This window comes from Thermosynechococcus sp. HN-54 (assembly GCF_023650955.1).
GTDB lineage: Bacteria > Cyanobacteriota > Cyanobacteriia > Thermosynechococcales > Thermosynechococcaceae > Thermosynechococcus.
In genome coordinates, this window is sequence record NZ_CP098039.1 from 2414845 (window position 1) to 2438012 (window position 23168).

Annotated in this window: 21 protein-coding genes and 1 tRNA gene; 12 read left to right on the plus strand and 10 right to left on the minus strand. The window is 53.0% G+C overall.

All coding sequences use genetic code 11. From position 1 onward, the window contains the following. Positions 1–39: 39 nt before the first annotated feature. Genes NBE99_RS11845 through NBE99_RS11855 form a run of 3 tightly spaced genes read left to right on the plus strand, consistent with a single transcriptional unit; the run spans position 40 to position 2374 of the window. The gene (locus tag NBE99_RS11845) at positions 40–600 is read left to right on the plus strand and encodes a glutathione S-transferase family protein (RefSeq protein ID WP_250682258.1); all 561 of its coding nucleotides are present in this window, start codon (positions 40–42) and stop codon (positions 598–600) included. Next, positions 597–1055 (plus strand): DUF3531 family protein, encoded by a 459-nt coding sequence (locus tag NBE99_RS11850; RefSeq protein ID WP_250682259.1) that lies wholly within the window; start codon positions 597–599, stop codon positions 1053–1055. Before NBE99_RS11845 ends, NBE99_RS11850 begins: the two co-directional genes overlap by 4 nt. After that, complete coding sequence (locus NBE99_RS11855) at positions 1046–2374, plus strand: 16S rRNA (cytosine(967)-C(5))-methyltransferase (RefSeq protein ID WP_250682260.1); 1329 nt, start codon at positions 1046–1048, stop codon at positions 2372–2374. Before NBE99_RS11850 ends, NBE99_RS11855 begins: the two co-directional genes overlap by 10 nt. On the opposite strand, the gene NBE99_RS11860 is transcribed toward NBE99_RS11855, so the two are convergent. The 3 genes from NBE99_RS11860 to lysS form a co-directional block, all read right to left on the minus strand. Beyond that, positions 2346–3164: a CPBP family intramembrane glutamic endopeptidase gene (locus NBE99_RS11860; protein ID WP_250683732.1), complete on the minus strand. Its 819-nt coding sequence runs from the start codon at positions 3162–3164 to the stop codon at positions 2346–2348. The two genes, NBE99_RS11855 and NBE99_RS11860, sit on opposite strands and share 29 nt — an antisense overlap. Positions 3165–3180: 16 nt before the next feature. Beyond that, positions 3181–3462 carry an ATP-dependent Clp protease adapter ClpS gene (clpS, locus tag NBE99_RS11865; RefSeq protein ID WP_024123996.1) on the minus strand — a complete coding sequence of 94 codons (282 nt, stop codon included), beginning with the start codon at positions 3460–3462 and terminating at the stop codon, positions 3181–3183. A gap of 111 nt (positions 3463–3573) precedes the next feature. Next, the gene (gene lysS, locus NBE99_RS11870) at positions 3574–5076 is read right to left on the minus strand and encodes a lysine--tRNA ligase (RefSeq protein WP_250682261.1); all 1503 of its coding nucleotides are present in this window, start codon (positions 5074–5076) and stop codon (positions 3574–3576) included. 132 nt (positions 5077–5208) lie between these two features. Here lysS and ppk1 point away from each other — a divergent pair, with 132 nt between their 5' ends. Next, entirely contained in the window at positions 5209–7407 is a 2199-nt protein-coding gene (ppk1, locus tag NBE99_RS11875; RefSeq protein WP_250682262.1) for a polyphosphate kinase 1, read from the plus strand. Here ppk1 and NBE99_RS11880 read toward each other — a convergent pair. The 4 genes from NBE99_RS11880 to queF all read right to left on the minus strand — a co-directional run bounded on the left by NBE99_RS11880 (position 7404) and on the right by queF (position 10900). Next, on the minus strand, positions 7404–9218 hold the full coding sequence (locus NBE99_RS11880) for an ABC transporter ATP-binding protein (protein WP_250682263.1): 1815 nt from the start codon (positions 9216–9218) through the stop codon (positions 7404–7406). The two genes, ppk1 and NBE99_RS11880, sit on opposite strands and share 4 nt — an antisense overlap. A gap of 39 nt (positions 9219–9257) precedes the next feature. Further along, on the minus strand, positions 9258–10031 hold the full coding sequence (gene hisA / locus NBE99_RS11885) for a 1-(5-phosphoribosyl)-5-[(5-phosphoribosylamino)methylideneamino]imidazole-4-carboxamide isomerase (RefSeq protein ID WP_250682264.1): 774 nt from the start codon (positions 10029–10031) through the stop codon (positions 9258–9260). Positions 10032–10410: 379 nt separating this feature from the next. Next, positions 10411–10482: transfer RNA gene (locus NBE99_RS11890), tRNA-Gly, on the minus strand. A 19-nt stretch (positions 10483–10501) separates the two neighbouring features. Then, on the minus strand, positions 10502–10900 hold the full coding sequence (gene queF, locus NBE99_RS11895; RefSeq protein WP_250682265.1) for a preQ(1) synthase: 399 nt from the start codon (positions 10898–10900) through the stop codon (positions 10502–10504). Between the two features lie 129 nt (positions 10901–11029). Here queF and NBE99_RS11900 point away from each other — a divergent pair, with 129 nt between their 5' ends. Continuing rightward, positions 11030–11275, plus strand: coding sequence for a hypothetical protein (locus tag NBE99_RS11900; protein WP_250682266.1), 246 nt, complete (start codon positions 11030–11032; stop codon positions 11273–11275). Positions 11276–11279: 4 nt separating this feature from the next. On the opposite strand, the gene NBE99_RS11905 is transcribed toward NBE99_RS11900, so the two are convergent. Continuing rightward, positions 11280–11729 carry a fasciclin domain-containing protein gene (locus NBE99_RS11905; RefSeq protein ID WP_250682267.1) on the minus strand — a complete coding sequence of 150 codons (450 nt, stop codon included), beginning with the start codon at positions 11727–11729 and terminating at the stop codon, positions 11280–11282. A 162-nt stretch (positions 11730–11891) separates the two neighbouring features. Between NBE99_RS11905 and NBE99_RS11910 the strand changes: the two genes are divergently transcribed. After that, positions 11892–13271 carry an NAD-dependent succinate-semialdehyde dehydrogenase gene (locus NBE99_RS11910; protein WP_250682268.1) on the plus strand — a complete coding sequence of 460 codons (1380 nt, stop codon included), beginning with the start codon at positions 11892–11894 and terminating at the stop codon, positions 13269–13271. On the opposite strand, the gene NBE99_RS11915 is transcribed toward NBE99_RS11910, so the two are convergent. Further along, the gene (locus tag NBE99_RS11915; RefSeq protein WP_250682269.1) at positions 13268–15211 is read right to left on the minus strand and encodes an ABC transporter ATP-binding protein/permease; all 1944 of its coding nucleotides are present in this window, start codon (positions 15209–15211) and stop codon (positions 13268–13270) included. The genes NBE99_RS11910 and NBE99_RS11915 overlap by 4 nt on opposite strands. Before the next feature lie 73 nt (positions 15212–15284). Here NBE99_RS11915 and NBE99_RS11920 point away from each other — a divergent pair, with 73 nt between their 5' ends. The 6 genes from NBE99_RS11920 (at position 15285) to NBE99_RS11945 (ending at position 22092) form a co-directional block, all read left to right on the plus strand. Next, positions 15285–15947: a 1-acyl-sn-glycerol-3-phosphate acyltransferase gene (locus NBE99_RS11920; RefSeq protein ID WP_250682270.1), complete on the plus strand. Its 663-nt coding sequence runs from the start codon at positions 15285–15287 to the stop codon at positions 15945–15947. Between the two features lie 519 nt (positions 15948–16466). Continuing rightward, a complete protein-coding gene (gene pflA, locus NBE99_RS11925) occupies positions 16467–17231 on the plus strand; it encodes a pyruvate formate-lyase-activating protein (RefSeq protein ID WP_250682271.1) in 765 nt (254 codons plus the stop codon). 50 nt (positions 17232–17281) lie between these two features. Then, positions 17282–19939 carry a bifunctional acetaldehyde-CoA/alcohol dehydrogenase gene (gene adhE, locus NBE99_RS11930; RefSeq protein ID WP_250682272.1) on the plus strand — a complete coding sequence of 886 codons (2658 nt, stop codon included), beginning with the start codon at positions 17282–17284 and terminating at the stop codon, positions 19937–19939. After that, on the plus strand, positions 19936–20640 hold the full coding sequence (locus NBE99_RS11935; protein ID WP_250682273.1) for a lipoate--protein ligase family protein: 705 nt from the start codon (positions 19936–19938) through the stop codon (positions 20638–20640). Before adhE ends, NBE99_RS11935 begins: the two co-directional genes overlap by 4 nt. A gap of 53 nt (positions 20641–20693) precedes the next feature. Beyond that, positions 20694–21194, plus strand: coding sequence for a hypothetical protein (locus NBE99_RS11940; protein WP_250682274.1), 501 nt, complete (start codon positions 20694–20696; stop codon positions 21192–21194). 10 nt (positions 21195–21204) lie between these two features. After that, positions 21205–22092, plus strand: coding sequence for a hypothetical protein (locus NBE99_RS11945; RefSeq protein WP_250682275.1), 888 nt, complete (start codon positions 21205–21207; stop codon positions 22090–22092). A gap of 111 nt (positions 22093–22203) precedes the next feature. Here the strand turns inward: NBE99_RS11945 and nadA are convergent, their stop codons facing one another. Beyond that, positions 22204–23163, minus strand: a complete 960-nt coding sequence (nadA, locus tag NBE99_RS11950; protein WP_250682276.1) for a quinolinate synthase NadA — start codon at positions 23161–23163, stop codon at positions 22204–22206. Between the last annotated feature and the right edge of the window lie 5 nt (positions 23164–23168).

Below are 23168 nucleotides of genomic sequence, written 5' to 3' on the forward strand. Positions count from 1 at the left end.
TTAGATTTAACTGACGTAATTCATTGCTGCAACTGACCTATGCTAAAGCTCTATGGCGGTGCCAAATCCCGCGCCAGTATTGTCCGTTGGTATTTAGAGGAATTGGGAATTCCCTATGAATTTGTGCTGATGGATCTACAGGCTGGGGAACAACATCAGCCTGAATTTCTCAAACTCAACCCTATGGGTAAGGTGCCTGTGATTGTTGATGGGGACGTTGTCCTGTGGGAATCAGGGGCGATTCTGCTCTATTTGGCGCAAGTGCATGATGAATTACCGAAGGACGCGGCTGCTGCTGCCCAAGTCTATCAGTGGGTGCTGTTTGCCAACTCTACCCTGACACAGGCGATGTTTCCCCCCGAAACGCGCGATCGCCAGCTGCCACGCCTTCTCAAGGGCATTGAGACAGCCCTCATGGGGCAACCCTACATCCTTGGCAATGACTTTTCGGTGGCTGATGTTGCCCTCGGATCAGTACTCGCCTATCTCCAGATGCTCTTTCAGGTGGACTTAAGTCCCTATCCTGCTGTGGCAGATTATGTGGCACGCCTCCAGCAACGACCTGCATTCCAGAAGGGTTTAATGGGAGTTGGCGCATGAATGTGATCTTTCGCGAAGTCGATCCCTTTGATTTGTGGATTTGGGTGGAATTTGCCGCACCACCCTCTTCTATTGAGCAACAGTACCTTGAGGAAGTCTTTAACTCGTGGTTTTTCTTGGGGAAACTGGGGGGCTTTAATGCCGAAAACCTTCAAGTCCAAGAAACTGGCTTAGATCTCAGTCACTTGGAGTACGATCACGCCCAAGCCGACAGTTCTATGATGGCGGTGATGCACAATATGGGCGAGTTTGAATACAACGACTGCTGGGCACGCTGCTGGTTTGATCTTGGCACCAGTGATGCTTTGGCCTTGGATGTTCTCATTAATGCCCTCAATCAGTTTAGTGAGGACTATGTGCCCTTAAAAACGCTCGTGATTGGCGGTGACAACCCCGAATGGCCGATCGCCACCAGTGAACAGCGGGAAATGATTGAACAATCGGCGTGGAACTAAGTGCGCGGCGTCTTGCCCTTGATGCCCTAGAACGGGTGGCCAAAGGTGCCTATGCCGATGTGGCGCTCCATCAGGTCTTGCAGCAGCGATCTCTCAAGGAGGGCGATCGCGCCCTCGTGACTGAACTGGTCTATGGGACTATCCGCCAACAGCGCACCTTAGATACCCTGATTCAGGGGTTTTGTCAGCAACTGCCGCCCTTGAAAGTACAGTTAGTGCTGCGTTTAGGTCTTTACCAACTGCGCTATCTGGATCGCATCCCTCCCCATGCCGCCGTGGACACCAGTGTTGAACTCGTCAAAGAGACTGGCTTAGGTGGCTTTGCCAAACTAGTCAATGGGGTGTTGCGCCGTTACACCCGCTCCACGACCGATCCGCTTGAGGCTCTCATTGCTCACCTACCCTTGGTCTCCCAGCTGGGATGCCGCTATAGCTTTCCCGATGAACTAATGGCATCTTGGTTGGAGCGTTTGGACATCAAGGAATGCATTGCCCTCTGTGAGTGGTTCAATCAGCCCCCCCGCCTCGATCTCCGCCTCAATCCGCTGCGGACAACCGCTAGCCAGCTGATTGCCGACTTTGAGGCAGCCGGTTATACTCTGCAACCGATTCCCGACTTGCCCCAAGGACTCCTCCTCCCCCACTGTGGCCAACCCATGCAGGAACTCCCCGGCTATCGCGCAGGTTACTGGTCGGTTCAGGATCGGGCGGCGCAATGGGTGAGTCATCTGTTGGCTCCCCAACCGGGTGAGGTTGTCATTGATGCCTGTGCGGCACCGGGGGGCAAAACCACTCATATTGCTGAGCTGATGGCAGATCAAGGCCGTGTCATTGCCTGCGATCGCACCCCCAGTCGCCTGCGGAAATTAGAGCAAAATCGCGATCGCCTCGGCCTTAAGAGCATTGAAATTCACCCCCTTGATAGTGCCACCGCCCAAGATTTTGCAGCAACTGGCGATCGCGTGCTTTTAGATGTACCCTGCTCTGGAACGGGAACGCTGCACCGCCATGCCGACGCCCGTTGGCAACCCCTACAGACACGGTTGGCCGAACTCTTGCCCCTGCAAGCTCAACTCTTGGCCAATGTTTGCCAGTGGGTGAAACCCCACGGTTTACTTGTCTATGCCACCTGTAGCCTAGAACCTGCCGAAAATGAAGCCCAGATTCAACACTTTCTGGCTCACCATCCGCAGTGGCACATTGAACCGCCGCCCCCAGACTTTCCCCTCAAAGCAACTGCGGAAGGCTGGATCACCGTTTGGCCACAACGGGAGGATATGGATGGCTTTTTTATGGTGCGGTTGCGACGCGGTAGCTAAGTCCTAAGGCCACTACGATTAAAATACCAACCCCCATTAGGCCAGCGATCGGGTTGCCATTGATGCCCGTCAGCCACTCTGGCGCTGTTCCTGTATAGCTGATTAACTTGCCCACATTCACACCAAAATAGGCCCAGACCAAGCCACCGTGGAGTCCCATGGGAAAGCCCAATCGCCCGCCAAAGACCCACTTGCCCAACCCCAAAATCCAACCCAGCAGTGCCAAACCAAAAAACTGCGGCCATGTGGCCAAAATCACTTCCAAGGGATGCAGATAGTGCAGCGCCGCAAAAATCAGCCCATTGAGCACTAGGGCAAACCATGGTTGGTACTCTAGCTCTAGCTCCTGCAATAGCCAGCCGCGAAACAGCAATTCCTCAGCAAAGCCCACCGCCACACCGGTTAGGACGCCATCCAACAGCAGCAGACCAAAGCGATCGGGTAGTCCCTGCCACGTTACCCAGCCAAGGAGAGCCTCGATGGCAAACAAGAGGGCAACCAAAAATACCCCCCCTAGCCATCCCAGCAAGGCATCGCGACCAAATTTCCAGCCGCCCTTCAGTCCGTAAAACACGAGGGGCGATCGCTGCTGGTGTACCCGCCGTCCCCAGACTCGCAGCAAGAGAATAAAGATGAGATATAACAGCCCCATATTGACAAAGCTGGCAGCTCCCCCCTTCCCCCAGAGAAAATAGATACTCAAGCCAAAGGGGAGCCACAGCAGTACCAGCGTCAGGGCAAAACTAAAGATGCGAAGCCAAAAGGGGCGGCGGATCATCTGCCGCCACACCTGGGACAAAAACGGCTTATTCAGTGGGTTCAATGGTACTTGTCAGTCCTGCCATTTTCAGGCCTTCACAGTAAAACTCGGCGTGCTCAAGGGCACAGGTAATCACCAAGGCCACCCCCGTTAGGTGCGCCTCCATCATAATATCCACGGCTTGGGGCTGGGTGAGGCTCGGCACAGTCTTCAGCAATACCTCCACCACATACTCCATGGAGTTGACATTGTCATTGTGAAGGAGCACCCGATAGCGGGGAGCCAACTTGCGAACGGTTGCTGGTTTTTCAATGGTTTGCACTGACATTGTTGGCCATGCCTCCATTCAGCGTAAGTCATTTAGCAAAAGCAAATCAGTCATTCGGCAAATTATGCTTAAGATTTTAGCAAACAGCTCAAAGTTGACCACCCCAATCGCTTATTCGGGACGCAACAGTGGAAAAGCAATCACATCGCGAATACTAGGCGAATCGGTTAGTAACATGACCAAGCGATCAATGCCAATGCCTAAGCCGCCGGTCGGTGGCATTCCGTATTCGAGGGCTGTGAGAAAATCTTCATCGACACTATGGGCTTCCAAATCCCCAGCCGCTTTGCGCCGTGCCTGTTCTTCCAAACGCTGCCGTTGATCCAGCGGATCCGTTAACTCCGAAAAACTATTGGCATGTTCGCGACCAACAATAAATAATTCAAATCGCTCCACCAGTCCGGGTTGGCTGCGGTGGGGCTTAGCCAAGGGCGAAATTTCCACAGGGTAGTCGAGCACAAATGTGGGTTGAATCAATGTGGGTTCAACGGTTTGCTCAAAGACTTCGTTGAGCACGCGGCCAATCGTATCACAGGTGTCTAAGTCTTTTACCCCTGCTTTTTGGGCTGCTTTCTTCGCCGCTGCTAGATCGCTCAATTGGCGAAAATCAATCCCAGTGGCTTGCAACACTGCATCGTGCATGGTCACCCGTCGCCACGGGGGCGTCAGATCAATCGTTTCCCCCTGGTAGGTGATCTTGAGCGTGCCCAACACCTCCATTGCCGCTGTGGTGATGATTGCCTCCGTCAGCGTCATCATATCGTTGTAGTCGGCGTAGGCCTGATAGACCTCAATGGAGGTAAATTCAGGGTTGTGCTTGGTTGAGATGCCCTCATTACGAAAGATGCGCCCCAGTTCATAGACCTTCTCAAAACCACCGACAATCAGGCGCTTCAGGTGCAGTTCTGTGGCAATGCGCAAGTAAAGCTGCATTTCCAAGGTGTTGTGGTAGGTGATGAAAGGACGCGCCTCCGCCCCCCCAGCTTCCGCCTGCAACACCGGCGTTTCAATTTCAATAAAGCCCTGCTCATTGAGGTAGCGACGAATGGCGGCAGTAATCAGCGCCCGTTTGCGGAAGGTATCGCGGACTTGGGGGTTGACGATGAGATCCACGTAGCGCTGGCGATAACGTTTTTCCACATCGGTGAGGCCATGCCATTTATCCGGCAGGGGCAGCAATGATTTCGTCAGCAGGCTGTAGGTTTCGACCACGACGGAGAGTTCACCCTTTTCCGTGCGTTTGAGGGTGCCCACAGCGCCAAGGATATCGCCGACATCGGTGAGGTGCTTCAAATCGGCAAAGGCAGCTTCTCCCATCGCTTGGGTAATGGTTTGCTTATCGAGGTAAAGCTGAATCGTGCCACTCTCATCTTGAAGCATAAAAAAGGCGAGCTTGCCAAAGACGCGCCGCGCCATAATGCGACCAGCAACACTCACGCGATCGCCCACCGCTTCGCCCGCAGCTAAGTGGGCATATTTCTCTTGCAAAACAGCAGCCGTATGCGTCCGTTCCCAGCGATAGGCATAGGGAGTCATGCCCCGCTCTTGCAGGGTTTTGGCTTTCTCAATGCGTGTTGCCCGAATCTCAGCGCCCGTCGCCCCCACGTCGGCCATATTCGCAAAACATCTCCACGATTAGCAAACGTTAACCTTCTCATTGTACGCTCTGGAATCGGTACCAACGCTGCTAAAGGGGAATCGAGTACAGTGGATGCTAGTGCAACTGACAACGTAGAACAAACGGCTATGACCCCTGCGAAGTCCCCTCGCCGTAAAGTCTCTAACCCCATTGACCTCCAGAATCCCCAGTACTACTTCAACCGCTCCCTCAGCTGGCTGGAATTCAATAAGCGGGTTCTTCACGAGGCCTACGACCCCCGCACACCGCTACTAGAGCGGCTCAAATTTATGGCCATTTTTAGTTCCAACTTGGATGAGTTCTTTATGGTGCGGGTGGCGGGTTTGAAGCAGCAAGTCGAAAGTGGCATTGTCCAAGGCGGGGCTGACGGGATGCCCCCTGCAGAGCAATTGCAAGCTGTACGCCAATATCTGCTGCCGATTGTTACTGAGCAACACCGCTATTTCGAGCAGGAACTGCGTGCTCTTTTGGCCAAGGAAGCCATTTTTCTCACCCGCTTTAATGAACTGGCGCCCGAACAGCAGGCTTACTTGAATGACTACTTCCAGGCCCAGGTTTTCCCTGTCCTCACCCCCCTAGCGGTGGATCCAGCGCACCCGTTTCCCTACATTTCCAGCCTCAGCTTGAATCTAGCGGTTCTGATTCGAGACCCAGAATCTGGCCAAGAGCGATTGGCACGGGTTAAAGTCCCGAATCGCTTTCCGCGGTTTGTTGCCCTGCCTCAGCATTTGCACTCGCCCCAAGGCGCCCATTGGGTTGGGGTTCCCCTTGAAGAAATTATTGCCCACAACCTTGGTGCCCTCTTTCCGGGCATGGAGATTCAAGCCTACTTTGCCTTTCGCATTACCCGTAGTGCCGACCTCGAACTAGAAACGGACAAGGCGGATGATTTACTGATTGCGATTGAACAGGAAATTCGCAAGCGTCGCTTTGGCTCGGTGGTGCGTCTAGAGGTGCAGCGCGGTCTGCCACCACTGTTGAGGCAAACTCTCATGGAGGAGATGGATCTCGAGGAAATTGATGTCTATGAACTCGATGGTCTGTTGTGCCTCAATGATCTTTTCGCTTTTATGAGCTTGCCCTTGCCCCACTTGAAGGATCCAGAATGGCACCCCCAAGTGCCACCCCGTTTCCAGCGGGTGGAGGAGCGGGAGTCAATGTTTGACACCACCAGTGAAATCACAACTCTCGGCACCGACTACTGGGAAGCCGTGGCTAATGAACTATTTAGCCTGATTCGTGAGGGGGATGTTCTTGTGCACCACCCCTACCATTCCTTTGCAGCAACGGTGCAGCGATTTATTACCTTGGCTGCCCACGATCCACAGGTGCTAGCGATTAAGATGACGCTTTATCGCACCTCAGGAGACTCGCCGATTGTCAGTGCCCTAATCAAGGCGGCAGAAAATGGCAAACAAGTGGCGGTCTTGGTGGAATTGAAGGCGCGCTTTGACGAAGAGAATAATATCCTCTGGGCACGGAAGCTAGAAAAAGTGGGTGTGCATGTGGTCTATGGCGTCCCCGGCTTGAAAACCCACACCAAAACAGTTCTGGTGGTGCGCCAAGAGGCGGGGCAAATTCGCCGTTATGTCCACATTGGTACGGGCAATTACAATCCCAAAACAGCGGGACTCTACGAGGACTTGGGGCTGTTTTCTTGCCGTGAGGAATTGGGCGCAGATCTCTCAGAATTGTTTAACGTCCTCACGGGCTATTCCCGCCAACGGGATTATCGCAAGCTCCTCGTTGCACCGGTTACCATGCGCGATCGCACCCTGCAACTGATTTACCGTGAGATTGAACACGCCCGCAATGGTCACCCCGGCCGAATTATTGCCAAGATGAATGCAATCACAGATACGCAGGTGATTCGTGCCCTCTATGAAGCCTCTCAAGCTGGTGTGGAAATTGATCTCATTATTCGTGGCATGTGCTGTCTGCGACCAGGGGTACCGGGGGTGAGCGATCGCATTCGCGTGATCAGTATCATTGGTCGCTTCTTGGAGCACTCACGGATTTTCTATTTTGGCAACAATGGGGAGCCAGAGTATTACATTGGCAGTGCGGACTGGCGATCGCGAAACTTGGATCGCCGTGTTGAAGCCATTACCCCCATTCAAGATCCAACCATTCAAACGGAACTCAAAGCACTGCTGGAAATTATGTTGGCCGACAATCGCCAAGCGTGGGAGCTGCAACCCGATGGCACCTACCGTCAACGGCAGCCAGCGCCAGACGAGCCAGAGCGCGGTACCCATAGTGTCCTCATGGCACGCACCCTTAAGGAAATACAAGGTGGTTGCTAGGTTGCTCCCTGATACCCTTGCGCCATCGCTCGGAATTCCGGACTGATGTGCAGCAGTTCTTGATAGTTGCCCACAGCCGCCACTTGGCCATTGGCCATGAGGTACAGGCGATCGCACTCCATAACCGTGCTGAGACGGTGAGCAATCATGATAATCGTTTTCTCCCCACTCAGGGCTTGGATTGCATCCATGACCCCTGCTTCCGTTTGGTTGTCGAGAGCCGCTGTGGCTTCATCCATAATCAGCACGGAGGGGTTGTGATAAAGGGCACGGGCAATACCAATTCGCTGCCGCTGTCCTCCCGAAAGGCGCACCCCCCGTTCGCCAACAACAGTATCCAAGCCATCAGGCAAGCTACGCACAAAGGTGGCTAGCTGAGCCGCTTCTACCGCCGCCCACACAGCCGTTTCATCAATGGCCTCATCCGCCAAGCCAAAGGCAATGTTGCGCCGCAGCGTGTCATCGGAAAGATAAATGGTTTGGGGAATATAGCCAATCTGTCGTTGCCACTGGGGCAGGTTCTGATAAATACTCTCACCATCCACACGAATATCCCCTTGGCTAGGTTCTAGGAGTCCCAGAATCAAATCGACAATCGTCGTTTTCCCTGCTCCTGAGGATCCGACAAAGCCAACCATTTCCCCCTGTTTGATGGTTAGGGAAACGCCTTGGAGCGCTGGCCTTGCTGCATTCGGATAGGTGTAGTGAACATCAATCAGTTCGAGGCGATCGCGAAAGGGCTTGATAGCGACAGGTTCTGCCTTGTGAATTTCTAGAGAACGCGCCTCCAAAATGTCATCGTAAATAATATCCACAGAAGCCGAGTAAAAAATGACACTATTCAAACTCACCATCAGTCGAGTCGCTGAGGGTAGCAAACGAAAGGCAGCAGCAGCAAACAAAGAGATCAGGGGTAAGACTTGAGTCATTGACCCCCGCTGAATCAAGGTCAGAATGATAATCAGAATAATGGCTATGACTGCAAGGGTTTCAAAATAGGATCGAGGAAGTTGGTTAATAAAATTCAAGAAAAAATTAGCTCTACGATCCTCAATCAAATTTTGCTCATAGACATCAAGAAAAACCTGCTCACGACCGAGTACCTTGACTTCCTTAATACCACCCAGTCCCTGATTAATACTTTGCACCACCTTTTGGGCATAATGAACCCGCTGAGCACCCACTTGTTTTAGCTTCTCACGAAAAAACCTAAAAAATAAAAAGGAGAGAACCCCTAACACTGTAATAACAATAATTGAAACAAAAGGATTACTAAGAATAATGACTGTAAAAATGGCAAAGACAATCATTGATTCTGAAATAATAATCAGTAATGGTAATAAATAGTTATTAAAGATATTTGTAGTTTCACCATTAGCGTTTTGAATCAGCTTTGCCGTATTATTTTGCAGATGAAAGGTATAGGGCTTAAATAAATAACTGCGTAAAAGCATGACTGAAAATTTTCGCTGCTTTTCGTTCAAAAACTTCAACTGAAGATAGTTGCTCCCTGCAATAAACAGGTTCTTGCAGATAAACAGGACAGCAAAGCTAATACTGAGAATGAGCAGCCATTGATACTCTTCTTGTGGGGTTAAGGGGACTGCACTGTGACGCCAAAACAGAAGATCATTGAGGCGACTGGGTTTTTCAATAATGGCAATAAAAGGCAGCACTAAGCCGACCCCCAAGGCTTCCCAAATACTGCCAATGAGCATCAAGACACCAATTCCTGCCAGTTGCCAGCGATCGCCTGCATCCAACAGCCGCCAAATTTTACCAAGGGAGCGCAGTGCAGGGTGCTTTAACATTCTGCTCAACGATGTAACAACGCCTTAATCTTAGGCCACTTATGCCCAAGTCGTGCTTCCTAGGTCTGGGGGAATATCTTGCCAGCGGCCTTGACCAACCGCGCGAATAGCCTCCCGCAAATCCACTGCCTTGGTGTAGAGCGCCTTGCCGACGATCGCCCCCGATAGGCCATGAGGCGTTAGGGCAAAAAGGCTCAGAATATCCGTCAGAGAACTCACGCCACCCGATGCAATGACCGGGCGATCAGTTGCTGCCAATAACTGCCGCAGGGCTGGAATATTCGGGCCTTGGAGGGTGCCATCCCGCTGAATATCGGTGTAAACAAACCCCGCCACCCCCATTGCTGCCATTTTTTGGGCGAGATCTGTTGCCAAGATGGTTGAGGTTTCTAGCCAACCCCGTGTGGCCACATAGCCATCGCGAGCATCCAGCCCTACCCAAATGCGTCCAGGGTATGCTGCAGCCAAACTGGCCACTAGCTCTGGATCTTCAAGAGCCACGGTACCCAAAATGGCGCGATTGACGCCTTGGAGGAAAAGATCAGCAACCGCTTGGCGCGATCGCAAGCCGCCTCCCACCTGTACAGGAATTTCAAGGGAGGCGACAATCTTGGCAATCAGATCATAATTTCGCGGTTCTCCCGTCTTGGCCGCATCGAGGTCAACCACATGTAAGCGGGGAGCACCCAACCGTTGCCAGTAGAGGGCGACTTTTACAGGATCATCATGAAAAACCTTGACCTTACCATAGTCCCCTTGCACTAGGCGCACACATTTGCCGTCAAGTAAATCAATGGCGGGGATAACATCCATTGGCATCAGAAATCCTTATTGAAAAATTGAAAATTTAAGGGTAACTCCCATCCTAGCAGTCACAAAGGGTTATGCGCATGAGAGGATTAGTAAAGAAGGCTGGGGATGAGTGAACCTGTAACCCGTTCGGAGTTGAGCCAAGTGTTGGATGCTATCCAAATGGAGACGCTACCCTTGGAAGCCCGCTTATTTTTGCGGGTAAACAGCTTCATGTTCGTGTGGACACCAAATCGAAACTGAATGTCTACCTACTGTTTACCCACAAAGGGTACCCAAACATACCCGAAAATACCTATCTCATCGTCGCATTTGAGACTATTAAGGGCATCTCAGAATCCCTAAATGCCCGAAATTGCGTAGTTTTGGGGGTTTTAGAGGAAGCGGACGATGGGATTCGAACCCACGGCGTTCAGCTTGGGAAGCTGACATTCTACCACTGAATTACGTCCGCAGTATTGCAACTTATGATTCTAGCATGAACTCTGCGGTTGGCGACGGTGTTCGACCGTAATTACCGTATGCACATTCCCACGGGGGGCAAAGTCCCCTTTGATTTTCATATACAGCGGATCGCAGGCAGCCACGAGATCATCAAGGACTTGATTCACCGCTTCTTCATGGGAAATGTAGCGATCGCGATAACTGTTGATATAAAGCTTAATGGCTTTCAGTTCCACGACCTTCTCATGGGGAATATAGCTGACATAGAGTGTGGCAAAGTCAGGATAGCCTGAAAATGGACACTTGCAGGTAAACTCTGGCAGTGTGATATCAATCGTGTATTCGCGACCGGGACGCGGATTGGGAAATGTGATCAGTTGACCTTCCTGAATGGCGCGTTCACCGTATTTCATTTCTGATGTTTGCATGCCTATTGATCTCAGCGTTAAGAACTGCCCAAAACCATTCTTTTATAAACTTTATCAAGATTTAGACGGCGGTGGCCTCCATCCCAGTGTGCTAGCGTCAGAATAGGGGAGAGAGGTTATGGAGGCGAGATGGCCATGAAACGTTATCAGCCCAATGGCACCCCTCTCTCAGAGGCCGATAAAGCTGAATTGGCGCAACTCAAGCGACTCTTAGAGCGGGCGATCGCTGACGGCATACTGACGGCAGATGAAATGGCACAGATCAAACAACAAATTCGCGCCGATGGCAAAGTCACCTACGAAGAGCTAGAGCTTTACCGCCAGTTGGTCGAGGAGAAAATCTACCAAGGGCTGCTGGTGCGGGAAATCTCCTAGAGGACTAGACTTTGTAGGGAACATCCGTGGCCTGAAATGAGTGCGCTGGATCCAGTCCCATCAGGATCACAGTGTCAATGACATGGATAATACCGTTCTCCGCTTCAATATCAGCGGCAAGGACAGTGGCGTTTTTGACTTCCAAGGGATGATCGCCATGAATCGGAATGGTGGAACCCTCGAGGGACGTGACGATCCCCATCTTTTTCAGATCTGCGGCTTTGTAGGCGCCGGCAACGACGTGATACTTGAGAATCCGCGCCAATTGGGGAGGATTTTGCACCAAGGAGGTAATGGTGCCGTCGGGCAGCTTGGCAAAGGCCTCATCATTGGGAGCAAACACCGTAAAAGGCCCCGGCGACTGCAACGCTTCCACTAGATTCGCGACCTTCACGGCAGTCACCAATGTGGAAAAGCCGGGAGTATTCACTGCAATATCAACGATGGTTGCCATAAAAGCGCGCCCCAAAACTGCGATGAGAATGCACAACGATGGTTTGCGATCGCCCCATTCAGCAAAGCGAGGGGGATTGTAACAAACGCTAGAATTAGCATACTGAACCCGTGTGCAAGACGCTAGCGATCAGTGGCGTCACCCAAATAGGGAAATTTAATTATGGCAATCGCGTCCGTTAATCCCACAACCGCTGAGGTTCTAAAAACCTTTTCGCCCTTGGAACCTGAAGAAGTAGAAAGAGCTGTTGCCCAAGCCACGACGACCTTTGAGACCTATCGCCTCACCTCCTTTGATCAGCGCGCCCAGTGGCTAGAAAACACAGCAAATCTCCTGCAACAGCAGCGGGATACGCTTGCTCGCTTGATGACCCTTGAGATGGGGAAACCAATTACCGAGGCGCGGGCTGAAATTGACAAGTGCGCGTGGGTTTGTCGCTACTATGCCGAGCAGGGGGCGGCTTTCCTGCGGCCTGAACTCATTCCTACAGAGGTTAGCTACAGCGCCATTCACTATCAGCCCCTTGGGATTATTTTGGCAGTGATGCCGTGGAATTTTCCCTTTTGGCAGGTGTTTCGTTTTGCGGCACCGGCATTGATGGCGGGGAATGTGGCCTTGCTCAAGCATGCTTCTAATGTGCCGCAGTGTGCCCTCGCGATCGCCCGGCTCTTGAGTGAAGCGGGCTTTCCTGCGGGGGTCTTTCAAACCCTGCTCATCCCCGGCAGCGCCGTTGCTGATCTGGTGGCGGATCCGCGGATTAAAGCTGCCACCCTCACTGGCAGCGAAGCGGCGGGCAAAAGTTTAGCTCAAGCAGCGGGTCAGCACCTCAAGAAAACGGTTCTGGAACTGGGGGGAAGTGATCCCTTTATTGTCATGCCCAGTGCCAATCTCCCTCAGGCGATCGCCACCGCTGTCCAAGCCCGCATGATTAACAATGGCCAATCCTGCATTGCTGCCAAACGATTTATTATTCATGAGGCTGTTTATGATACGTTTGCCGAGGGCATGAAAGCCGCCTTTGAGAGGTGGGTCATTGGCGATCCCCTAGACCCCACCACCCAACTGGGACCCCTTGCCACTGCCGCCATCCGTGATGAACTCCAGGCCCAAGTTGAACTCGCCCTTGCCCATGGCGCCAAGGCAGTTTACCGCCGCTCTCTCGATCTACCGAGTCATTGTCAGCAGGGATATTTCTTTGCACCAACAATTTTGGCAGAGGTGACTCCAGATAACCCCGTGTTTACCCAAGAGCTATTTGGCCCTGTGGCAATGCTCTTTCGGGTATCGTCCCTGACTGCGGCAATTGAGCTAGCCAATGCCACCCCCTTCGGTTTGGGTGCCAGTGCTTGGACTCAAGAGAGCGATGAAGCAGAGAGGCTTGTGCGGGATCTCGAAGCGGGTGCCGTCTTTATTAATGCCATGGTCAAGTCGGATCCCCGTTTGCCCTTTGGCGGGATTAAGACATCGGGCTATGGTCGCGAACTGGGACGGGCAGGACTCTTGGAGTTTGTTAATATCAAAACAGTTTGTCGCCATGACTAACTAACAGCATAAAATTTCCATTCGCGATCGCCCCTGAGTTCTAAGACATAGGTGTGGTACTGGATGAGGCTCTCGCGGTGACCCACGCTGATGTAGTTGCGGGTGGTGCGCTGAATATGCTCATAGACCCGTTTTTCGTTGGCCAAGTCGAGGGCACTGGTGGCTTCGTCCAAAATAGCGTAGGGACGGTGATTCAGCAGCAGGCGGGCGATCGCCAGTCGTTGTTGTTCCCCAAGCGACAGCACATCATCCCACGCCAATTCCACATCCAGACCGCCCACCCGATCTGGCAAGTGCGCCAAGTTTACCTCTCCAAGGGCGCGTAAAAGGACATCATCGGGGGTCTGGCGATCGCCACTGGGATAAAGCAGTTGGGTGCGCAGGGTACCCAGCACCATGTAGGGACGCTGGGGTAAAAAAAGCACCTCATCCACCGGCGGACGAATAATACGGCCACTGCCCGTTTGCCAGAGTCCGGCGATCGCCCGCAGTAGCGAACTTTTACCGACCCCACTGGGTCCCATGATCACGACACTTTCCCCTGCCTCAAGGGCAAATGTCACATCCGCCACGAGCCGCCGTGCCAAATTCGGCGTATCCACGGTCACATGCTCTAGGGCAATGTAGGGCTGCTCCACCAATTCAATCTGCGATTGGGGTGGTACGGGGGGAGTTGTCAGCGCCTCATCAAACTCCGCCAAACGCTCGATCCCAGCAATAAACCCCGTGAGGTTCGTAAACTGGTTCACAATGATTGAGAGCGCCCCCAGCACCTGAGAGAAGGCAAAACTGGCTTGGCTAATGGCGCCAAAGTCAATGTCACCGGCAAAGTAGCGGGGAGCAACCACCGCCGCCGGCACGATGATGACAAAGTAGTTATAGGCCGTCGTGAAAAAATCAAGATTGCGCTGCCAACCAATCAAGAGGTTAAAGTTCCGCAGTACCTCCAGAAAGCGCTGCCGCACCTGCACCGATTCTTGGCCTTCACCGCGATAAAAGGCGATGGACTCAGCGTTATCCCGCACATGAACCAAGCCATAACGAAAATCGGCTTCGCGCCGCAGTTGGTTAAAGTTCAGCCAAATCAGGCGTTGCCCAATCAAAACGGTCACAATCGTACCAACAATGGCATACCCCACCAAGGTCAGCGTTAGGGTTTGCGAGATACTCCAAAGAATGCCGCTAAAGGCAATCAGATCAATAATTTCGCCAAGAATAATCAGCAAAAACTGGAGCGAGGTTTGGGTAAAGGAGCGGACATCCTCGGTGATCCGTTGGTCAGGGTTATCAATCTCCCCTTGGTTTTCGATGGTGTAGTAGGCTCGATTCTGGAAATAGCGATCCAAAAAATGACGGGTGAGCCAATCCCGCCAGCGCAACCCTAGATATTCGCGCACATAGCGATAAATGACGACAATCGGTGTCCCCACCACAAAAACGCCAGCATAGACCCAGAGGAAGCGCCAGTAGGTTTCAGCATTTTTCTCCGCCAGTGCCGTCTGGAAGAAGCGCCCGACAAAGCTAATGATCACGTTGAGTCCACTCACGGAGAGGGAAAGCATCAGCAGTAACCCCAAGAGTGCCCACGCTTGCCACCGTGGGAGCAGGGCTGGGCGGAGCAGCGCAAAGACGCCCAAGGGAACAATTACTGTCCCCAGCAGGATACTGCGGCTAAGGGGCTGTGCCCACAGGGAGCGAATCATCGCCATGAGACCGCCGGCAATTTGTCCCATCAGCTCGGGCGCAAGGGCATTGAGGCCAAAGGTAATAGCTGCCGTGAGGCCAAAGAGGACGCCAAACATGAGAGCAATGACCAGAAAAAGCAGCAGGATAAAGATGACACTGCTGCCTCGGCGATCGCGGGGAAAGAAATAGGGCTGGGCAATCCGCAGAAACTGCCCCCAAACACGGGCATCAAAGCGATGGGTCGGCTGCGACATTGGCTTGTTCCTCGACAGAGGCAAGGGGCTACAAGCCTACTATTGTAGTGGGGGTGGCTAGGGAGGAGCACGGATGCGTCAGCAAAAAACAGCACCCACCACATCTCATATCTCGCCATGGCTTTACTGGGGACTCTGGCCAATTCACCGTCTCTTTTTGCCCCTCTACTTTTCGCGGCTGACGATTGTGGGTCGCGAGCACTTACCCAAAGAGGGTCGGTTTGTCCTTGCTCCCAAGCACTGTAGCCGTTGGGACCCTGTCATTTTGCCCTTGGTGTGGCCCTATCCCCTTCGCTTCATGACCAATGCCATTGAGTTTAGCGGGGTGCAGGGCTGGTTGATTCGCCGCTTGGGTGCCTTTGCGGTCAACCTCAATCGGCCCCAGCCCAGTAGTTTGCGCCATGTGCTGGAGATTCTCAATGCCGGTCAGCCGTTGGTGATCTTTCCTGAAGGCGGGATTGTCCCAGATCAAGTGGTCCGTCCCCTCAAGCCCGGTCTTGCTCGTCTTGTCTTGCAGGCCGATCGCCCCCTGCCGATTTTTCCCGTTGGTATTGCCTACGATCCGCAGCCGCAGTTTCGTGCCCGTGTCGCACTTTGGATTGGATCGCCCCTGTGGACACCCGCCGAGCGCGAGGGCAACCTCAAACAACAGGCACAAGAATTAACGCAGCAGCTTGAAGCAGCGTTGTACGCAGCCGTGCTTGAGGCTCGCAAATGTGCGCGATCGCAAGGCTAATTTTTTGTTAACAATCGCACAATTGGCCTAGACAAAGGAAATTTTGTAGAATAAAAGCAAGATTCAGAGCGTCAACACAGGCCTCAATCTCTATAGTTTCTGAGGTTTGAGTGAGCGATCGCCCACGGCCATTAACACTCAGAACTTGTCTTAAACACTCTTAAAGAAGTTAGGAAACCTTTAGTATTGGCGTCATAATCCTAAGAGTTAATTAAGAGAGGGTGCAAACCCTTCTTTTCCTGACTATGCTGAGATTACACTGGCTTGAAAAACATTCGGCACAGTAGGGAAGGCTGTAGGGGAAGTTCAAAGAGGTAGATAAGACCGCTCAATGCTTAGGGGGAACGCAAAAGCTGTTAAGAATGCTACACCCATGAGAAAAATATCAACACTGCGTAACCAGAGGGGAAGTCTTTGCAAAGAGGAATTGAAAGAGGAGCAAATTGTGAGGGAGGTTCTTGAGACCTCGTAAGGTTGCCTGTTGCAGGATGAAAGCTCTCTGTTGTCACCGAGGTTCCAATGATGGTTTCCACACTCCCTGAAAAACAACCCGAAAAACAAAAGGTGACAGGTTATATTCATTCCGTTGAAACCTGTGGCACGGTAGATGGCCCCGGTATTCGCTATGTCATTTTTACCCAAGGGTGTCCACTACGCTGTCTGTACTGCCACAATCCCGACTGCCGCGAACCCCATCAGGGCAAACTCGTAACCGTGGATGAACTGATTGCCGATATTCAGCACTACCAATCCTATCTGCGCCAAGGGGGCGTGACAGTGAGCGGTGGTGAACCCCTGATGCAGCCGGAGTTTGTCCGCGAAATTTTTGAGCGTTGCCACGAGTTGGGATTGCACACTGCCCTAGATACCTCAGGTTATGTGGTTTTGGAGGCTGCTAAGCCGGTGGTGGCGGCAACTGATTTAGTCTTGCTGGACATTAAATCCTTCCTACCGGAAACCTATCGGCGGGTTACCAGTGTCACAATTACCCCCACTTTGGAGTTGGCCAAGTACCTTGATCAGATCCATAAGCCCACATGGATCCGCTTCGTCTTGGTACCGGGGCTGACGGATGATCCCGACAATATTCGCGGGTTGGCGCAATTTGTGGCTGGCCTCAGCAATGTTGAGAAGGTAGAGGTGTTGCCTTTTCACAAGATGGGGGAATACAAATGGCAGCAGTTAGGACTGCCCTATGAACTCTTTGATACCCCAGCGGCGAGTCCAGAGGATGTCCAGCGGGCGATCGCCCTGTTCCGTGAATATGATCTCAACGTTCAATAACCCATTGATTTGAGCCAGTTTAGAAAATCCTATTTCTGAAGGAGTCGTCCATGAGTGCCTCAACCTTAACCAGTTACCCACCCGTTCAAAGCATTGCTGATCTTGAAGCACTGATTGAGCGCGTCCAACGGGCACAGACCCAGTACGCCCAATTTACCCAAGAGCAGGTGGATCACATTTTCCACCAAGCAGCCATGGCGGCCAACCAAGCGCGGATTCCCCTTGCCAAACAAGCCGTGGCAGAAACAGGAATGGGGGTCGTGGAAGATAAAGTCATTAAAAATCACTTTGCCTCGGAATACATCTATAACAAGTACAAAAATGAAAAAACCTGCGGGGTCATTGAGGATGATCCCATTTTCGGTATCCAAAAAATTGCTGAACCCGTGGGGGTCATTGCCGGTGTTGTGCCGGTTACTAACCCCACCTCAACCACGATCTTTAAGGCACTGATTGCCCTGAAAACCCGCAATGGCATTATCTTCTCACCCCACCCCCGTGCGAAGGGGTGTACGGTTGCGGCAGCCAAGGTGGTGTTGGATGCAGCGGTTGCTGCCGGGGCGCCGCCGGATATTATTGGCTGGATTGATGAACCCACCATTGAACTCTCCCAAGCCCTGATGCAGCACCCCCAAATTAAATTGATTTTGGCTACGGGGGGGCCGGGGATGGTAAAAGCGGCCTATTCCTCTGGCCATCCGGCGATCGGGGTCGGGGCGGGCAATACACCGGTGCTCATTGATGCCACAGCCGATATTCCCACAGCGGTGAGTTCGATTCTCCTCAGTAAATCCTTTGACAATGGCATGATCTGTGCCTCGGAGCAGGCGGTGATTGTCGTTGATGAGATCTATGACGCGGTTAAGGCGGAGTTCCAACGGCGGGGTGCTTACCTTCTCTCCCCTGAGGAACGGCAACGGGTAGCACAACTGCTGCTCAAGGAAGGTCGCCTGAATCCAGCGATTGTCGGTCAATCGGCAGCCACCATTGCCCAGATGGCGAATATCCAAGTGCCGCCAGAAACGCGGGTACTCATTGGTGAAGTCAGTGAAGTGGGGCCGCAGGAGCCATTTTCCTACGAGAAACTCTGTCCCGTCTTGGCCTTGTATCGGGCACCCCAGTTCCACAAAGGGGTGGAAATTGCGGCACAGTTAGTGAATTTTGGCGGCATGGGGCATACCTCTGTGCTCTACACTGATCCCCGCAATCAAGATGACATTGCCTATTTCAAATACCGCATGCAAACGGCACGGGTTCTGATTAATACGCCTTCTTCCCAAGGGGCGATCGGGGACCTGTACAACTTCAAGTTGGATCCGTCGCTGACCTTGGGTTGTGGTACGTGGGGCGGCAACGTCACGTCGGAAAATGTTGGTCCCCATCACTTGTTGAACATTAAAACGGTGAGCGATCGCCGGGAAAATATGCTCTGGTTCCGCGTGCCGCCGAAAATTTACTTCAAACCCGGCTGTTTGCCTATTGCGTTGCGAGAACTAGAAGGGAAAAAACGTGCCTTTTTGGTTACTGATAAGCCCCTCTTTGACTTGGGGATCACTGACCCGATTGTGCACACCCTCGAAGAACTGGGCATCAAGCACGACATTTTCCATGAGGTAGAGCCAGATCCGACCCTGAGTACGGTGAATCGCGGCCTAGAACTGCTGCGGGAATATCAGCCCGATGTGATTATTGCCGTGGGGGGTGGCTCACCCATGGATGCAGCGAAGGTGATGTGGCTGTTGTACGAGCATCCAGAGGTGGAGTTTGACGGCCTCGCCATGCGCTTCATGGATATCCGCAAGCGGGTGTACCAACTGCCCCCCTTGGGTCAAAAAGCCATCATGGTGGCGATTCCCACGACCTCGGGGACGGGTTCAGAAGTAACGCCCTTTGCGGTGGTTACCGACGATCGCGTGGGGATTAAATACCCCTTAGCAGACTATGCCCTGACGCCTACGATGGCAATTGTCGATCCCGACTTGGTGCTGCACATGCCCAAGAAACTCACAGCCTATGGCGGCATTGATGCCCTCACCCACGCCTTGGAATCCTATGTGTCGGTGCTCTCGACGGAATTTACTGAGGGGCTGGCATTAGAGGCCATCAAACTGCTGTTTACGTACCTACCCCGCGCCTATCGTTTGGGGGCGGCTGACCCAGAGGCTCGCGAAAAGGTTCACTATGCCGCCACGATCGCCGGCATGGCCTTTGCCAATGCGTTCTTGGGGGTCTGCCACTCAATGGCGCACAAACTTGGCTCCACCTTCCATTTGCCCCACGGCTTGGCAAATGCGCTGATGATTTCCCATGTGATTCGCTACAATGCCACCGATGCCCCCCTGAAACAGGCCATCTTTCCGCAGTACAAGTATCCCCGGGCCAAGGAGCGCTATGCTCAAATTGCCGACTTTCTTGAATTGGGCGGTAGCACCCCAGAGGAAAAAGTGGAGCGCCTGATTGCGGCCATTGAGGACTTGAAGGCGCAGTTAGAAATTCCGGCCACGATCAAGGAAGCCCTCAACAGTGAGGATCAGGCTTTCTATGAACAGGTGGAGAGCATGGCCGAATTGGCCTTTGACGATCAGTGCACGGGTGCAAATCCCCGCTATCCGCTGATCCAAGACCTCAAGGAGTTGTATATTCTCGCCTATATGGGTTGTCGGCGGGATGCGGCAGCCTACCATCCGGCAGAAGCAACTTCTGAATGACGTGGCGGTATATTCCCCCCTTTGCGGCGCCGGGAAAGGTGCAAATGGCGGTGGATCGGTGGCTGTGGCAGTGGAGCGATCGCCCCTGTCTGCGGTTTTACACTTGGTCACCGCCGGCGATTTCCCTTGGCTACAGTCAACGGCACATTCCTGAGCATTGGCACCACCTCCACTGGCAGGGAGAAGCGGTTGAACTGGTGCAGCGACCCACAGGGGGACGAGCTGTTTTGCACCAAGGGGATCTCACGTACAGCTTGGTCGTGTGGGGGTTGGGGCAACGGCGGCGGCAGGTCTATGCCGATTTGTGTCAATTCCTGAGGGTGGGGTTTGCGCGCTTGGGGTGGCCACTTCAATTTGGACAAGAACCCTATCCTTCCCACGCTCCCCTCAATTGCTTTGCACGGGCAACAGGGGCCGATTTGGTTTTACCGACCGGTGAGAAAGTCATTGGCAGTGCCCAAGCGTGGCGGGGCGATCGCGTCCTGCAACATGGTTCGATTGTCCTTCACCCCGACCCCGATCTATGGCAGCAGGTATTTGGCAGTGTTCCCCATCGGCAGTCCCTTCCGCCCTTAGAGGTGGTGCAAACGGCTCTCTTGGACGCCTTTGAGGCGCAGTGGCAGGTAAGGCTGACCCCAGAACCCTTGAGCGATCGCGAGTGGCAAGAAATTAAGGTAGAAATTCACAGCGTGTCAAACTGAGCCTGTGGCTTCCCCGTCTAGGCTATGATTGGCTTGTGGTCTTGAGTATTCCCATGGCACGCTGGCTGACGGCACTTGTTTTAGCCCTTACGCTTCTCATTAGCGGTTGCGCCCCCACCCCGCTCTCCCCCTATGAGCAGGTGCAACAGGAAAGCACCCAGCGCAATGCCCCAGCGGCAGTGAGTCGTGAAGCCACCCAAGGAAGTGAATTTAATCGCTTCTTTCCTCCCGAAGAAAATGGCTTTGAGCGTATCTATGTCCAAGAGAAAAAGGGCTTTGCTGAGGCCAAGCTGAAAAAAGATGGCAAAGAACTGGCGATGCTGGCCATTTCCGATACAATTAGCACCCCTGAGGCCGCCGCCAAGTTTCAAAACAGTCCGATGCAGATTGCCGGCTATCCAGCAGTAGAGGTGGGAACCACACAAACGGCCATTCTGGTGGCCAACCGCTATCAGGTGAAGGTACTCTCCCGTGATCCCAGTTTTACCGCCAGCGATCGCCGCGAATGGATTGAAAAATTTGATCTTGCTGGTTTAGCCCAACTTGCCCCCTAAGGAGACCACCGTGAGCGAAGCTATCTATAAAATCGTTGACCAACTCCCCACTGGGGGCATCACCGTTATGGCCCTCAAGTCCTTGGATTTCATCATTCCCGGCCAGTGGCAAAATATCGTTGGTTTTGATAACACGATCCGCCATGTGACGGGGGAAACGGATCCTAACCTGATTCGCCAAATTGGCGATCGCGCCGTGCGGCTCTTTAACGACAAATCCCAAGGCTATCAGCGGGCACTGTGGCTCTATCAAACCGTCGATAACACTGATGCCCTCCTAGGCGCTGCCGCCCTTGCCAATAAAGTGGGCGAGAAGATTTCCTTCCTCGGCTTCCTTGACAAAATTACGCCCAAGCCTGAGCGGGCGCAATCGATTGACCTCAGTATTAAGCTGATTGTGGAAATTCTCGCCTTTTGTCAAATCAATGGCATTCCCGGTGACAGCCTCGGCGACTTTTTGCGTGCCCTTGCCGACTACAGTGGGGAATCGCTGATGCGGATGGCCGCCCTCATCTGCTTTGATGGCTTGATTCCCCTAGGGCCTGATTTTCTCCTGAAATGCTTGGCAACACTGCAAAGCTTGCAACCCAATGACTTGCAGGAAAACCCCACCTTCAAAGCGATTGGCAGTGTCGTGCCGGGCGGCAATCCCAGCGGTCAATTGGGCTTTATTATTCAGAGCTTTAATGCCGTGCAGGGGTGGATGAATCAATTTGTCAGCAGCCACGAGTTAACCCCCCAAAAAGTCATTAATAGCCTGCAAAACTTTATTGAACTCTCCAAGGACAACCTCGACTACTTGGGTGCCTTTTTGGACATGAGTACTAACTACTACTACCATACAGGCGTCCAGACCCTTGCCCGTCGCCTAATTGAGCGAGCCGTGGCTGAGATTTAGTTCGTTGCGTTTCCTAACCGACAGACGAGGGTTCCTAAATCCACAAACAACTCCTGACTGCGGGGAATCGTCACAGTAAAGGTGCACACCTCCCGTTGAAGTCAGAAACCTTCAGGACATCTCCAGCATGCGTCGGATCGGTTTGAGGGCCGCAAGGCGCACGTCCTCTGGTAGTTCAATCTGGGGCTGGCGATCGCGCATACACAAATAGAGCTTTTCTAGCGTGTTCAAGCGCATAAAGGGGCACTCATTGCAATTGCAGGTTTGATCCTGAGGGGGCGCCGGGATAAAGGTTTTCTGGGGGTTGCGCCGTTGCATCTGGTGGAGAATCCCCGGCTCAGTCACGACAATAAATGTATCGTGGTCTTGGGTTTGGCTGTAGTTGAGCAAGGCCGTCGTTGAACCAATGAAATCGGCATGGCGGAGCACCGCCTCTTCGCATTCGGGGTGGGCAATCACCTGCGCTGTTGGGTAGGCGGCTTTGAGTTCGAGAATGCGCCGCTCTGAGAAGGTTTCATGAACAATGCAACTGCCCTGCCACAGCACCATTTGCCGTCCAGTTTGTGCCATCACGTAGCGGCCAAGGTTGCGATCGGGCGCAAAAATCAAAGGTTGATCCGTAGGAAGCTGCTGGACAATTTTCACCGCATTGGAACTGGTGCAAATAATGTCACTCAGGGCTTTGATTTCGGCAGTGCAGTTGATGTAGGAAATCACCAGATGATCGGGATACTGCGCCTTGAAGGCAGCAAAGGCATCGGCGGGGCAACTGTCGGCCAAGGAACAGCCCGCTGCCAAATCCGGCAGGAGTACCAGCTTATCGGGGTTGAGAATCTTGGCCGTTTCTGCCATGAAATGCACCCCGGCAAAGACAATGACATCGGCATCGGTACTGGCGGCCTGCCGCGACAGCCCAAGGGAATCGCCAATGTAATCGGCGACATCTTGAATCGCCGGGTCTTGGTAGTAGTGGGCCAAAATGATTGCATTCAGTTCCCCCTTCAGGTCTTGGATAGCGGCAACCAGATCAAGGGGGAGGGGTGGTTGGGGGGGAGCAAGGGTGGCAAACACAGCGG

Bases quoted from the DNA above. Each gene is read 5' to 3' on its own strand.
- NBE99_RS11880 (WP_250682263.1), bottom strand. From the start codon at position 9,218: ATGTTAAAGCACCCTGCACTGCGCTCCCTTGGTAAAATTTGGCGGCTG.
- NBE99_RS11915 (WP_250682269.1), bottom strand. From the start codon at position 15,211: ATGTCGCAGCCGACCCATCGCTTTGATGCCCGTGTTTGGGGGCAGTTT.
- NBE99_RS11900 (WP_250682266.1), top strand. From the start codon at position 11,030: ATGGCCATGAAACGTTATCAGCCCAATGGCACCCCTCTCTCAGAGGCC.
- NBE99_RS11935 (WP_250682273.1), top strand. From the start codon at position 19,936: ATGACGTGGCGGTATATTCCCCCCTTTGCGGCGCCGGGAAAGGTGCAA.
- NBE99_RS11940 (WP_250682274.1), top strand. From the start codon at position 20,694: ATGGCACGCTGGCTGACGGCACTTGTTTTAGCCCTTACGCTTCTCATT.
- pflA (WP_250682271.1), top strand. From the start codon at position 16,467: ATGATGGTTTCCACACTCCCTGAAAAACAACCCGAAAAACAAAAGGTG.
- lysS (WP_250682261.1), bottom strand. From the start codon at position 5,076: ATGGCCGACGTGGGGGCGACGGGCGCTGAGATTCGGGCAACACGCATT.
- ppk1 (WP_250682262.1), top strand. From the start codon at position 5,209: ATGACCCCTGCGAAGTCCCCTCGCCGTAAAGTCTCTAACCCCATTGAC.
- adhE (WP_250682272.1), top strand. From the start codon at position 17,282: ATGAGTGCCTCAACCTTAACCAGTTACCCACCCGTTCAAAGCATTGCT.
- NBE99_RS11905 (WP_250682267.1), bottom strand. From the start codon at position 11,729: ATGGCAACCATCGTTGATATTGCAGTGAATACTCCCGGCTTTTCCACA.
- NBE99_RS11850 (WP_250682259.1), top strand. From the start codon at position 597: ATGAATGTGATCTTTCGCGAAGTCGATCCCTTTGATTTGTGGATTTGG.
- NBE99_RS11910 (WP_250682268.1), top strand. From the start codon at position 11,892: ATGGCAATCGCGTCCGTTAATCCCACAACCGCTGAGGTTCTAAAAACC.
- NBE99_RS11845 (WP_250682258.1), top strand. From the start codon at position 40: ATGCTAAAGCTCTATGGCGGTGCCAAATCCCGCGCCAGTATTGTCCGT.
- queF (WP_250682265.1), bottom strand. From the start codon at position 10,900: ATGCAAACATCAGAAATGAAATACGGTGAACGCGCCATTCAGGAAGGT.
- clpS (WP_024123996.1), bottom strand. From the start codon at position 3,462: ATGTCAGTGCAAACCATTGAAAAACCAGCAACCGTTCGCAAGTTGGCT.
- NBE99_RS11920 (WP_250682270.1), top strand. From the start codon at position 15,285: ATGCGTCAGCAAAAAACAGCACCCACCACATCTCATATCTCGCCATGG.
- hisA (WP_250682264.1), bottom strand. From the start codon at position 10,031: ATGGATGTTATCCCCGCCATTGATTTACTTGACGGCAAATGTGTGCGC.